This window comes from Paracrocinitomix mangrovi, from assembly GCF_019740355.2.
In the GTDB taxonomy this organism is placed as follows: domain Bacteria; phylum Bacteroidota; class Bacteroidia; order Flavobacteriales_D; family Crocinitomicaceae; genus Paracrocinitomix; species Paracrocinitomix mangrovi.
This window is the reverse complement of record NZ_CP091819.1, coordinates 917,920-930,713: the sequence shown is the minus strand read 5'-3', so window position 1 is coordinate 930,713 and position 12,794 is coordinate 917,920. Positions and strand designations below refer to the sequence as shown.

The following is a 12,794-nucleotide window of genomic DNA, read 5'->3' as shown; positions in this document are numbered from 1 at the left end:
TAGGCATTTATGCCGTCTTGATGTTCGGTGGCCAAAACCCCTCCCGAGTCCTCGGGATGGCTGTCCAACCGTTTTGAATCAACGTAACCTTGGCGAAGTTGATGATGACAGCACAGGACTATGGACAAGAAATGTGTGAGAAGATGGCCGGCCAAGGGGCGGACGTTGGCTTTAGCTATTATGTTATAAACAGTTTTTCACTTAACAGGACTAACTAATTTGCTTTTGTGTATCTCAATGTATGTAAACCGAGCATATCCGAGCAGTGATGAAGTAATTCCAAATTGTTACCAGAATTAGATACAAAGGAAAATCCAATTGTATCTGTTGGTGTCAGGTATAAAAGTACATTTTGATCGTAAATGATTGATGAATTATTATCAGTTCTCAGATCAAGTTGTTCTGGTACGTGCATGTCACATACAACATCAGGCATATTCTGAGGTTGATTTAACTCCCATATAAAAGCAAATAATTCCCAATTGATTCTATTCTCAATGAGCAATTTCTTTACCTCTACATCAAGCTCGGTTCTGACATAAGAATCAACTGTGTGTAAATTTGTTTCTAATAGGCTCAAAACCAAAGTATCATTTATGAATTTAGCTCGCGCTAATGGTTTATTATCTTTACTATAGAATATTGTGTCATTATTTGTAGTGCATTCTACACCAAATTTGAACCATCTAGGAAACAAACCAAACCATAAAGAATCATTGGTAAAAACTAAAACAGAAGAATCAGAAACACCCCCTGTTACATGATCTCCTGCATAATAAATGTCTGATTTTACCTTCAGCCAATCTCCAACTAATGAATCCATAGAAATTATAGGTGAAACTTCTGTGCTTGTATGATTCATATTTTGTTCCTCATTTGATTTGGAATTACAACCAATTATAAAGAAGCAAACAATTAAAAAGGGTGTTGTTCTGTTCATGATGTGAAGATAAGAATGAATTTGAATGGCAGATAAATACGTGAAAACAAATCAAGTTAAATCGTTAATTGTTTATAACGTTTGGCTAAAGCTAGCAATTAATTGCGACGTGAGGTGCGCTGGCCAAAACCGTACCCTGGCTGTCCGACCGTGCCGGCCAAGGGTCGGCGTTAGCTTTAGCTACTAAGTTAACTGCTGTTTTTCTATGAATTGGATCGGTGCTTAGGAGATTACACTAGGAATATAGGTAAAAGAAAGAATATTATTTGTTCATGAAGTTTATTCCATTTATAAAGTAATTGCCTTCATCTGTGCGTACATTAACCAGAGTACCTGAATATTGCTTTTTTATATTTGAAAAGGAAGTGAAAGAAATAGGTCCGTGTACACTTTGAACATATTCATCAATTGAAATAGAGTCTATTGGTTTAGCTATGTTAGAGATATTTAGAGGGTGAAGGCTTGTAAATGTTGTATAAAATATTGGTTGTTGGACACTATTGTCAAGACAAGAAAGTTCATCATTAACTATTAAATATTCTATTGTTACTGTGGAATTGAAATGATATTCAACTGCAGTTATTTTCGAATGAATGAACTCTTCATTACTGAAGCTTAAAACGGTGTCGCCAAGTTTTATTTCTCTAAGAGGACTGGTAGAATGAACAGTAGTTTGAATGAAATTTTCTATGGGAAAACAATAATATTGCTGATCAATATTTGGATAAAGGTTTCTGATTTTTGTTGAATCTGATTCGTTGGAATAGAAAATTCCTAAATACATCAAATCGTGTTTACAATTTAAAAAGTCATAGTTATTTGTATGACCATATAATACAAGACTATCTAATATTGGAAGAACTTCAATGTTACAATCAAGAGAAATGGTGTCTTTTTCTATTAAAACAAAATTTAGAGTGCTCCATTTATCTGAAATTTCGACATTCATTTTTTCGTCAGTATAGTTCAAGTTAAGTCTTCTTGCAGTTATTGGGTTGTTATTGAAAGTCAATTGATGATCTATCGTTCTAATATGATAACTTAAAAAATCGACTTTCAATAAATTTGTTGCAGTTATCGGCATATCAGACTCTAAGTAACGTATTTCATTTTGGTCTAGAAATAAAGTCAAACTTTTGGAACTATCGTTAGTTGTGATGGTAAGGTCATCTAAATGACCAGTGTGCAAAGTGAGGTCAAAGTTATTCGTGTTTATTTCCAAGCTCTTAAGATTTGTATATTTATTAAGATTGATTTCGTGTTCTGAATTGTTATTGATTTTTATTGCACTAATAGAGCTGTCCGGGATGAAGTCATGTTTTGTATTTAGTTCGACACCCAATCCCGAACCTGAAAAAGGCCACCACCAAGTCACAGGACGCATTTCTTCATATAAAGTCAAATCGAAATTGAGTAATTCTGGGGTTTTAATAACGGACCAGACCCCATTTTTTAATACAAATTGCATTTGTTCAAAATAACCAGGGAAACCGAAAATGGATTTGTCTCTTATACCTGTAGAACAATAAATATCAACATATACATTTGATAAAACCTTCTTCTTATCCAACATTATAGAAATAGTGTCAACATAAATGAAATCAGGTACATTTTCTTTCTCTAACCTGATAGGTTGGAAAGCCCTAATAGTGTCAAAATGAATATTGTCAAATGAATATAGACTATAGGTGTAATAACCATAATCATCATAAGATTGGATTTGAATTTCGACAGAATCACTAGAGATTGTATCATAATAAACTACATAATCACAACCTGTTTTTGGTTCAGGATTTAAGAAAGTTAAAGTATCGCCCGATTTTGAATAGCGCACACCAGTACCACTTCCATATTCACTACCTGAATAACTGAAGTTAGCTATGCTATCATTTAATAAATAAAATTCGAATGTATAGCCCCTGCTTTTTTCCCAAGATCCTATTTTTTGATTCCATTCTTGACCAAACAAATGAAGGGTAATAAAGAAGAAAATTAAAAGAAACAGTTTCATAATAGTTTAACTTGAAAAACCTATGAAGTTACAAACCCAAACCACTTGTGATTACATATAACGTTTGGCTAAAACTAGCATTTTATTGTTTCTGAATCAAAGGATATTCTTCTCTCAATTCAATGAACCCGTTTTTTCCACAGACAGTAACATTTGTTAAAAATAGGCTATTGAATGGATTGTTTCGGATTTTGAGTTTAATAGTGATCGTAAGATTTTTTCCTATTACGTTTTCACGATAAATAACTTGATTTAAAGAGTCTTTAACAATGAACGTGTACTCTTTAACGTTGAATACTATCAACGAGTCAGCTTTGTTTGAATATGCACATATGAATGGTGAACCAGCATCAAAATTTGGATTTTTTATTTCTTGATTAGGATACAAACTATTTTCTTCACTCTTCCATGATTTGTAATACCACAATTTGGCAATTATTTCTTCCTCATGAAATGTTGTGTCTTTACTTGCACAGTCTATTTGCCCGTAAGAATGGCATGAAATAATTATAAATAAGAATTGAATTACTTTCATAGTGACAATATAACAAGGAATACTGTTTTTCTGGAAAAGTAACGTTTAGTTGATGAATCGTGGCCTGACGATAGACGGCTATTATTTATTTACAGTCTTAATCACTCTACTTTTTTATTTTTTCAATTTCTTTTTCTAGATCAAATTCTTCTTCTTTTAGGTATTTGTAATACAATGACAATATTGTTCCAGACATATGATCAGGGTGATTAATACCCAAGTCATTCATATATTTTGACAATCTTGAACCTCCCCATAATTGCCAATTATTTCTCATCCATAATCCTATTCCAAAATGAGTTTTTCCAACAAATTCATCAGAGGTCATAGCCCTGACTTCAGCTTTAACAGTATCACTCCAAAATGAATCTATTTGTTGAAAGCAGTCTTCTATATCTTTTGGAATATAGACTCCACGTAAAGAGTCTGTTGAATATCTGACTTTATCTTCGGCCCTCCATTTGTCTTCTATTTTCTTATAAGGTTCAAATATTTTTGATTCATTTATCTCTTGATTATTCAAATAATGCTTAAATGCAATCATTATTACAGTCTGTTGATGCTGATTACTTTCAATACCATTCTCAATAAGATAATTCTTGATTTTAGATCTTTTATTATCTGATTCCGTCCATTTAAAGATTGTTTTATATTCTCCATCCCATGGATAACATAAATTAATTAGACTATCATTAGGAGTTTTTTTGATAATCTTTTGAAGACTATCAGTGCAGTCTACTTTTAACACTTCAATCGCTTCCTCAATTGATTTTGGCGTTTTAATTTTTTGTCCCAACGCCATTTGTGTGGAGAACAGAAATGTTAATATGATGAGTGGATTTTTCATTTTATTGTGCCTAGTCTTCTTCAAACCAAAGATTCATTTCAATTTCTTTCCCTTCTATAATTGGGTTTACAAAAATGTGTGATTTTCTGTGATACATTTTGTCAATAAAAAAATTCTTTACCCTCATTTTATATACAGCCGTGTCGATTTCAATATTGATGATGTCTTTGGTAAATGAAACTCGGTGAGTCCTGCTTTTGTCATCATGCCAGCCATCATAAAATGGGAATTCAATTTTTAAGGGAAATTCTTTTAGATAACCATGATTTGATAAAACCTTCTCTTGCTCCTCTGTGGGATGGCACCACCAATTATTTTGAAAGCAATCGGGGTCCAAGATATTATTTTCCAAATAAGTGATTATACCATTGTCGAAATATGCTTTTGTGAACTCTTGACAGATAATATAGTCTTGACGTTCATTGTATTTTGAGTAAAACTTTAAAGTGTCATCATTTAGATCATATTTTAATCTTTCTTTCTTTTTTTCTAAGCTCACTATTATTGAGTCATTGGATCGATAATAGGAATATTCATCTTCATAAAAACATGGATAGAAGAGATAGCTAAAAGAGCTTTCAGAAATGATAAGATCACTTGTGAACCAAAAATTCCCTTTTTTGTTAGTTCGAATTGAATCTTTGTGAGCAAGGTATGTTCTATGATGTTTCCAGTCACCTTTAATTCCATCATGCTCATTGAATTTTGTTAAGGGCTCATTTACAAAACGAATAAGTTTGTGGGATTTGGAACTGCTCCAATTATCATCATAATAAGATTGTTCTAATATTAGGGTGTCATTATTAAAACTATATTTCCATGATGGAAACTCTTCTTCATCAGGATTTTCGCACAAAAAAATGGAGTCATTTCTTAAACTATACCAATAAACTGTGGTGTCAAGTTGTGATTTATTATTCAGGCAATAAATGCGAAGAGTATCTTCAGAAAATGAGTAATGACAAAACTCTTGTGATTGAGGAGATTTAGAACCGTTATTCACCTCAGAATATTCAATCACTTTCCAATTACCAATTATTTTAGACTCATCATTCTCTCGACAAGAAAATAGTGATAAGAATAATAAAACAAAGAGTGATTTTATGAATTTGGGTTCCATACATGTCAGTTGGCACAATTATTAAGCCAAAAACTTACTGCTAACGTTTGGCTAAAGCTAGCAATTTATTGCGTGCGAAAGTGCGCAGGCCAAAACCCCGTACTCTGGCTGTCCGACCGTGTGGGCAACCCGGACTATGTACACGTTTTGGGCGAAAAGAAGCGTGGATGACGGCGGGCGTTTGCTTTACCTATTGTGTTATGGCCAGTTTTTTGTTCCTATTATTGAAACTTAAAAAATGAACCTTTGACTATAATTTTTTCTTTAAAGAATAAAGTACCTCTAATGTTCCTAAATAATTACTGTCTTTCTCAACTTCATAGGCATTTCGAATTAAAATGGAGATCCAGTTATAAATCTCTTCCATTTGCGGGTTATTAGCCAATTTTGCAGTAAGAATTCGTCTATACCAAAAACCATGTTGAATAGATTTTGAAATATTGTTAGGCTTTAATTCAACTGAGTGATTTAGGTAATGATTCAGATTTTCAATTTTCAACACCTCAAGAGTAAATTTGAAAATCTTTGATAGCTGATCAAATAACTGTTGAATAATTTCATTAAGATCATCAAGTGTTTTAAAATATAGTTGATCAGGGTTTTTTGAAGCGAATCTATCTGAGAAGTATAATTGAACGTCAGATATTGCAAAAGCTCTAGTACCAGGGTTTTTTGGAGTTTCCTGATTAAGTTTATTGGCTATTTCGATCCAAGTATTTTCTAAAGAATTTATTGTGCCAATAAAATGAAAAGTTATTTTAAAGTTTGAGGTTGGGTATCCTTGTATGTGCCACCCTATCCTTAAATTTTTATCTTCAGCTATTTCTGGGAATAAAACTGTATTTGCAAAGGTATTAAATGATTCTGGTCTTCTTGAAAGAGCATCTTCCATTAATTTAGGAGTTCTATCTAAAAAATATCTGATATTAACTTTCATGAATTGGCCATAACTTGCAAATAAAGCACCCCATGCACTTTATCCACCCCAATATCGCAAATAAAAAGGAGAATTGGCAGAACAGTGAGTGTTTACTGTATTTTCCGCAATCTAATTGGATGTTTGATGGTCAGCTTATTCCTAATCTGTTTGATTACTGTTTTTCTTCTTTTCTCTGATCTTTTTGGTGTTTCGCACTATGATTTTAATGAGTAGTGCAATTGAAATTACTGCCAAAATCATGGCTACAAATGAGAAACTTAAAAATCCTACCCAATCAACAACAAGCCATAAAACCACTGCCAGAATTATACTAAATATTACGCCGGTATAACTCCACCCATTTGACCTACTCAGTTTAAGCCAGGAAAATTTCTCAAAGTCTTTTCTTCTTTGCCATGTAGCTAAGGCTATAATGCCAATTCCTAGTATGATAAGTAGTGAAAGAGCATCAATACCATCAAAAACCAAAATTGCTCCCAGAATAACCAGCACCAAACCAATTACAATAAAGGTGGTATATAAATTATGTTTTTCAAGTGGTTCAGTTCGTTTGTTTTCAGCCCTTTTTTCTACTGAAGTATTTGGCTTGGATTCAATTTCTGAAGCTTCTTGCTTATCTTGTTTTTCATCTGATAGATAAGCTGTGCTTTGATAAATTACTAGCTCATCAACTATTGGTTCATCATTTACATTGGATTTATATGGATTCAATGAATCGCCGGTACTTTCTTCATCAGCAACTGATTCATTTGGGTCACTATTTAATTCAGAAGATACTGTATTGTCACCTTCAGGAATGTATTTTAAATGTGACAGTTTCGTATGTTTCTGTCTATTAAAATTATTCCATTTTGAAGTCCCACAAGAAGTGATTCCGGCAATAACAATCAATATCAATAAATGTTTCATCCATTGCAATTTAAGAATTACATTGATGTCAAAATCTAACAATGATCATGATGATAAATGAACCTCTGCCAGGGCGGAGTTGGATAGCTTGCGAAGCTTATTTTAAATACATGAACGGCCAAAGGCAAGGCGAGTTTGTGAGCCCTTGAAAGGGGCCAGTGCATGTTAAAATAAGTGCAGCAACTAGCAAACGCAGACCGTGAAGGCAGCCATGAAAAAAATCTAAATAAAAAGATGATTTTACCCCTTATAAAAAGGAGGCTTAGTAACAACCGCTTTGATCAGCTTGTCTCTTACTTTGATGTAGATTTCAGATCCTTCTGCGCTCAATGCTGTTGGAACGTATCCTAAACCTACCGCTTTGTTTAAGCTTGGTGCCATGGTTCCTGAGGTAACAATTCCTATTTCGTTTCCGTCAGCATCTGCAATAGGGTAGTCATGACGAGGAATTCCTCTGTCTACCAATTCAAATCCTACTAATTTTCTGCTAACACCTGCTTCTTTTTGCTTTTTAAGATTCTCTGAATTCACAAAGTCTTTGGTAAACTTGGTTACCCATCCTAAACCTGCTTCTAAAGGTGAAGTGGTGTCGTTAATATCGTTTCCGTAAAGGCAATATCCCATTTCTAAACGTAAAGTATCTCTTGCTGCTAAACCAATTGGCTCAATTCCGTAAGAAGCTCCTGCTTCAAACACCGCGTTCCATACTTTTTCTGCATCTTCATTTTTTACGTAAATCTCAAATCCGCCTGATCCTGTGTATCCGGTTGCTGAGATAATTACATGATCAACTCCTGCAAAAGGGCCAACCTCAAAGTGATAAAATTTGATGTTTGACAAGTCTGTTGAAGTTAAGCTTTGCATTGCCTCAGCAGCTTTAGGTCCTTGAATAGCTAACAATGAATAGTTTTCTGATACGTTTCTCATTTCAGCTCCCACATCATTGTGTTGTGAAATCCAGTTCCAGTCTTTATCAATGTTTGAAGCATTTACCACCAATAGGTATTGCTCTTCTTTAATCATGTAAATAATCAAATCATCTACAATTCCTCCTTTGTCATTTGGCATGCAGCTATACTGTGCACGTCCAGGGAAAAGAACTGAAGCGTCATTTGAAGATACTTTTTGAATTAATGCCAAAGCATTAGGTCCTTCAATTAAAAATTCACCCATGTGCGAAACATCAAAAACGCCAACGCCTGTTCTTACACATTCGTGCTCTGCTTTTACTCCTTCATATTGTACAGGCATGTTATATCCTGCAAATGGAACCATTTTAGCTCCTAATTTCTCGTGAATGTGCGATAATGCGGTATTTTTTAATGTAGATGTTTCCATGTATTTTGGCTTTAATTTGGAAACCAAATGTAGCTAAATAATCTTTACTTAAGCCGTTTTGAGGCAGGCAAAAATTGCACAAGAATAAAGAGAGTTGTTAAGGATTATTTTTTCTTTTTAGATGGCTGAGGTTCTAATGAGTTGATATACTCCCAGCTTTTGTCCAGCCAAATTTTTACTACTTCGTAATCTGCAAACATCTCCTTGGGTACTTCAACATAGCCGCGCATGGTGCTATTGTATTGAATAACAGGTCCGGTTTTGTACTTTTCCATAAAGGCCGTTTGCTCTTCTTTTCCTAATCTGATAGCTAAATACTCTTGCTTTTTGTCAATAAAAGAGAACATGTGCCCATTGTGAGAGGTGTATGGATTGGCTTTTCCTTTGCGCTCAGTTTTGCCCCATTTGGCAATTAGTTGGTTGTATTGTTCTTCAAAGCTCATATTACTGTTTTTTCAAGTCAAGCAGTACTTTTGATTTAGCTATAATTGATGAATGATTAATTTTTCACCATACTTATCTTCATAATAATGCTGATGCTCTTCACTAAAATAGATTAGAAAGTGAGTGCATTTTGAGATGATTTTAAAATCAGGAGATACTAAACCATCCTTACCGGCATATGAAACTTTGTAATAGCCGTTATCATCTCGTTTTACATAAGAGAATTTACCAATGCTTTTGCGTTTACCAGTTTTGTCCAGCAAGTAGTAATAATCCTTGTACTTTACCCAGGCATATCCGTTGTGAAAGTCTTGCACATCATTGTACTTTTCATTGTTGATGTAATTGCCCGTGGTATCCATATAAGTGTAAAACAACTTGAATTCGTTAGTGACGTGGATAGGTTCAGTATAATTATTACTGTCATCCAAATGAGACAAGCACACTTTTACCAATCCGTCTTGAAAAGGACGACCTTTTTCTAAAAACTTTTTACCATTGGTGTGTACACTGCCGCCAGATCCGTATCGCTTAGGACGTTGAAAAGTAACAGCACGAACAATATTGGCGGTCATTTCTACCAGACCTCTGATGATGCCTTTGCGTCTTCTTCTTCCACCGCCTCCTGCATTGGGTTCATAAGTCATTAAAGGATATTGGCGAGATATGGTTTGATAAGTAAAATCATTAATATACTGGTAAGATGCTGTGTGAAATACAATTCTGTAACCTTCACTTTCATCCCCAATAGAGTAGTAGTCTCCACTCAGTTTTTTACCAAACTCATTGCCGATATATTGCATGCTGTCTTTTTCAAAAATGTGTCTGTCACGACTGATGGCATCTACATAAGCAAATTGGTCCTTGATGAGTTTACCGTCTTTTGAGTAGATGTAAAGTTGTGGATCATCCTTGTCCTTTTTAAAGGCGTAAAAGCTGTTAGGCATTATGGCAACTGAATCAAAATCACCTGAGAAAATGCTATTTCCTGTTTGCCCGTTGATCAAAGAGGTGAGTTTGTTTTTCTTCATTACAAAAAGCTCTTCAGATAAAGGCACAATTGATTCAACAGAGTCAATGCGATATTTTCCTTCATGCTCTAAAATGGTGATTTTATCATTGGTGAGATAACAAACTAAATAGTTGTGAATACTGGCAGTAGTAGAGATGTTTATTACTTCCAGTTTTTCTGCAATTGGGTCATAAACCCTTTTGAAATAGACGTTTTTCTCACCTGTGTGCTGTTCCTTTTTAAAGATGTTTTTCTTGGTGTAATAGGTGTAATGCTCAATTTTGTGATACATCACCTCAATCCATTTTCCGTGCTCAATAATTGTGTCAACTCTTTGCAACAACTCTTTTTGGCTGGAGTACAGGTAAGTTTTTCTTGAAGATTCAGCAAGCATCATTCTACCATACTTTACAGGCGCTTTAATAAAGATGTGTCCCTCAACTTCTTCACCACGTGAATTGATAATGTTGTACAGGTCATGTTTGTCTTTGATAAAGGCGTTACCACCTATAAATGGAGTGGCATACACTCTTTTTGCTTTGTACACCTTGTCTCCGGATTGGTTGACATACAATACCTTTTTCTTTTGGTAAACGGTGGCCACACTGTCATCCAAACAAACAATTGAATCTTTTTTAGGCTTGTAAACTATTTCACTGTTGTATTTCAGTCCGGTTTTTTTGCCGGTTTGATAAACTTCAAACTGAGAGAAAGCAGCAAAGCCAATAAGGCATAATAATAGCGACAATGAATTCTTCACACCACTAGCGTTTATAGTTGGCTTCGTAAAGATCAATCCACTCCTGGGCCGTCATTTTTGAAGCTAATTCGCCAATTAGCTCAAACGGAATTTCTTCCACTTTTTTGAAACGAATACAGCTTTTACCCATGTCCAGTTTTTTGGAATTGTATTTTGGATATTCGGAGGTAAACCACTTCATCAGTTCTGGGCTAGCGTACACACCCATGTGGTAAACTGCAATAAAGTTTTTTTGAGATGCAATACTTAAAAAGGGAAGCGGTTCTTCTGGTTTGCAGTGATATCCTGCAGGATAAAGTGAATGAGGAATCACCCAACCAGGCATTCCGTAACTCATAGCTGCTTCAAAACCTTCTGGTAAGTTAGCTTCAATAGCGGCTACCAATTTTTTCATTGGTTCTTGTCTTTCTTCAGGCAGTTGACTGATATAGTCATCCATATTCACTGCTTCAATTCTCATAAGTGTGATTTGCAAATAAAAGTAGCAATTTTACTTTTGATTGTCAGCATCTTGATCTTCAGCAGTATCTAAAATTTCCCAGGTATGATCCGCCAATAGTTTGATGGTGGCCATCCATTCGTACTTTTTTACTTTGGTGCGTCCCCATTGATTAGGACCAATAATGGATAGAATGCGTTGATCATTTTCATCTTTGTACAAATGATAAACATGGTTGATGATAGGCTCAAATCTGAAATTAGCCTGATAGATTTCTTCAGAAATTTCTTTTCGTTTGTTGATTTTTTTGGCTTGTTCGGCCAGCAATTGCATTTGCTCATAAATTTGAGATAATTGCTGATCTGTTTGGTGTTCCATGGCCGCAATGGCACGTCCTTTTTGCTTACCAACATCTTCTGCTTTAACCAAACCACTTCCTACATGATGCGCATATTCCAATGTCCCCGGATTCTCTGCTACCTTGTCCGGATCAATTGGATTTACAAACTCCTCTTCTTTATTTTTATCAGATTTCTTCATCTATCTACAAAGATAAGCAATGTCCACTTTAATTCTACTTTCTGAACATCAGTGTGAAAGAAATAATTTTTATCTTCAAGCCGTTATCAACCACTATTTAAAAATTTAAACCGAACACTATGGGATATTTAATTGGAGCCGCAGTAATAGCTATTGTTGGTCTAATATTATGGATTGTAAAAGGAAAAAAAGAAGGTCAATCTGCAGCAATGGAATTGGCTGACACCTCTAAAGTATCTGAAGTAAATGAACTTTTTGAAAGCATTTCAGGATCAATGGGAAGCGGAAGCTTTACTCATTTTTGTGAGATCAAAGGAGTTGCGTATACAGATAATCCTTTAAAATCACAACTGGCAGAAGCTGAAGTTGTTTACTACAAAAGTGTAGTGGAGCACAAATATGAGCGTCTTGAAAACAAAAAAGATTCAAACGGAAACATCACAAAACAGTGGGTAAAACATACTGATATTGTTTCAGAAAATGAGCAATGGGCACAAGGTTGGGGTGTAAAAGACGAAACAGGATTCATCAAAATTGATCCGGGAAAAGCAAAGTTGCACACTGAATCATTGATGTCAAAATTTGAACAAGGTGAACCACAACAAAGCGGATTAAGTGTTAAAATTGGTGGATTCTCATTGGGAATTGGCGGAGGAAACAATGGACACAAAACTATTGGATACAACTACCGCGAAGAAGGAATTAAATTAAACACTGAGCTTTATGTATTGGGAGATGCCAATGATAGAGACGGAGCCTTAAAAGTATCTAAGCCACAAGACAATAAGCAACCATTTATCGTATCTACTAAATCAGAAGATGAATTGGTTTCAGGATTAGGATCATCAATTAAAGGATTGAAGATTGGAGCCTTTGTTTGTTGGGGATTAGGAGCTGCATTGGTAGTTGCAGGTTTGTTGAACATACTTGGTATTTTTTAACGGGTCACCGAAAAAAGT

Annotated in this window: 13 protein-coding genes; 1 reads left to right on the top strand and 12 read right to left on the bottom strand. The window is 34.7% G+C overall.

The genetic code is table 11. The features are described 5' to 3' along the window. Positions 1–214 precede the first annotated feature (214 nt). From K6119_RS04085 to K6119_RS04030, 12 genes are all read right to left on the bottom strand, one after another. The gene (locus K6119_RS04085) at positions 215–862 is read right to left on the bottom strand and encodes a hypothetical protein (protein ID WP_221835618.1); all 648 of its coding nucleotides are present in this window, start codon (positions 860–862) and stop codon (positions 215–217) included. A gap of 340 nt (positions 863–1,202) precedes the next feature. Beyond that, positions 1,203–2,951: a hypothetical protein gene (locus tag K6119_RS04080; RefSeq protein ID WP_221835617.1), complete on the bottom strand. Its 1,749-nt coding sequence runs from the start codon at positions 2,949–2,951 to the stop codon at positions 1,203–1,205. 82 nt (positions 2,952–3,033) lie between these two features. Beyond that, positions 3,034–3,486, bottom strand: a complete 453-nt coding sequence (locus K6119_RS04075; protein ID WP_221835616.1) for a hypothetical protein — start codon at positions 3,484–3,486, stop codon at positions 3,034–3,036. Between the two features lie 106 nt (positions 3,487–3,592). After that, complete coding sequence (locus K6119_RS04070) at positions 3,593–4,333, bottom strand: DUF6794 domain-containing protein (protein WP_221835615.1); 741 nt, start codon at positions 4,331–4,333, stop codon at positions 3,593–3,595. Between the two features lie 10 nt (positions 4,334–4,343). After that, complete coding sequence (locus K6119_RS04065) at positions 4,344–5,453, bottom strand: hypothetical protein (protein ID WP_221835613.1); 1,110 nt, start codon at positions 5,451–5,453, stop codon at positions 4,344–4,346. A 250-nt stretch (positions 5,454–5,703) separates the two neighbouring features. After that, the gene (locus tag K6119_RS04060) at positions 5,704–6,390 is read right to left on the bottom strand and encodes a hypothetical protein (protein ID WP_221835611.1); all 687 of its coding nucleotides are present in this window, start codon (positions 6,388–6,390) and stop codon (positions 5,704–5,706) included. A gap of 141 nt (positions 6,391–6,531) precedes the next feature. Further along, complete coding sequence (locus K6119_RS04055) at positions 6,532–7,302, bottom strand: hypothetical protein (RefSeq protein ID WP_221835609.1); 771 nt, start codon at positions 7,300–7,302, stop codon at positions 6,532–6,534. Positions 7,303–7,542: 240 nt separating this feature from the next. Continuing rightward, on the bottom strand, positions 7,543–8,640 hold the full coding sequence (gcvT, locus tag K6119_RS04050; RefSeq protein ID WP_221835608.1) for a glycine cleavage system aminomethyltransferase GcvT: 1,098 nt from the start codon (positions 8,638–8,640) through the stop codon (positions 7,543–7,545). Between the two features lie 104 nt (positions 8,641–8,744). Continuing rightward, on the bottom strand, positions 8,745–9,083 hold the full coding sequence (locus K6119_RS04045; RefSeq protein WP_221835607.1) for a hypothetical protein: 339 nt from the start codon (positions 9,081–9,083) through the stop codon (positions 8,745–8,747). Positions 9,084–9,122: 39 nt separating this feature from the next. Continuing rightward, a complete protein-coding gene (locus K6119_RS04040) occupies positions 9,123–10,856 on the bottom strand; it encodes a WG repeat-containing protein (RefSeq protein WP_221835606.1) in 1,734 nt (577 codons plus the stop codon). A gap of 4 nt (positions 10,857–10,860) precedes the next feature. After that, on the bottom strand, positions 10,861–11,316 hold the full coding sequence (locus K6119_RS04035; protein WP_221835605.1) for a DUF1801 domain-containing protein: 456 nt from the start codon (positions 11,314–11,316) through the stop codon (positions 10,861–10,863). A 30-nt stretch (positions 11,317–11,346) separates the two neighbouring features. Next, positions 11,347–11,835, bottom strand: a complete 489-nt coding sequence (locus K6119_RS04030; protein ID WP_221835603.1) for a DUF2452 domain-containing protein — start codon at positions 11,833–11,835, stop codon at positions 11,347–11,349. A 119-nt stretch (positions 11,836–11,954) separates the two neighbouring features. On the opposite strand from K6119_RS04030, the gene K6119_RS04025 reads away from it, so the two are divergent. Next, a complete protein-coding gene (locus tag K6119_RS04025; RefSeq protein ID WP_221835601.1) occupies positions 11,955–12,776 on the top strand; it encodes an E3 ubiquitin ligase family protein in 822 nt (273 codons plus the stop codon). Positions 12,777–12,794: the final 18 nt, after the last annotated feature.

Bases quoted from the DNA above. Each gene is read 5' to 3' on its own strand.
- K6119_RS04085 (WP_221835618.1), bottom strand. From the start codon at position 862: ATGAATCATACAAGCACAGAAGTTTCACCTATAATTTCTATGGATTCA.
- K6119_RS04080 (WP_221835617.1), bottom strand. From the start codon at position 2,951: ATGAAACTGTTTCTTTTAATTTTCTTCTTTATTACCCTTCATTTGTTT.
- K6119_RS04075 (WP_221835616.1), bottom strand. From the start codon at position 3,486: ATGAAAGTAATTCAATTCTTATTTATAATTATTTCATGCCATTCTTAC.
- K6119_RS04070 (WP_221835615.1), bottom strand. From the start codon at position 4,333: ATGAAAAATCCACTCATCATATTAACATTTCTGTTCTCCACACAAATG.
- K6119_RS04065 (WP_221835613.1), bottom strand. From the start codon at position 5,453: ATGGAACCCAAATTCATAAAATCACTCTTTGTTTTATTATTCTTATCA.
- K6119_RS04060 (WP_221835611.1), bottom strand. From the start codon at position 6,390: ATGAAAGTTAATATCAGATATTTTTTAGATAGAACTCCTAAATTAATG.
- K6119_RS04055 (WP_221835609.1), bottom strand. From the start codon at position 7,302: ATGAAACATTTATTGATATTGATTGTTATTGCCGGAATCACTTCTTGT.
- gcvT (WP_221835608.1), bottom strand. From the start codon at position 8,640: ATGGAAACATCTACATTAAAAAATACCGCATTATCGCACATTCACGAG.
- K6119_RS04045 (WP_221835607.1), bottom strand. From the start codon at position 9,083: ATGAGCTTTGAAGAACAATACAACCAACTAATTGCCAAATGGGGCAAA.
- K6119_RS04035 (WP_221835605.1), bottom strand. From the start codon at position 11,316: ATGAGAATTGAAGCAGTGAATATGGATGACTATATCAGTCAACTGCCT.
- K6119_RS04030 (WP_221835603.1), bottom strand. From the start codon at position 11,835: ATGAAGAAATCTGATAAAAATAAAGAAGAGGAGTTTGTAAATCCAATT.
- K6119_RS04025 (WP_221835601.1), top strand. From the start codon at position 11,955: ATGGGATATTTAATTGGAGCCGCAGTAATAGCTATTGTTGGTCTAATA.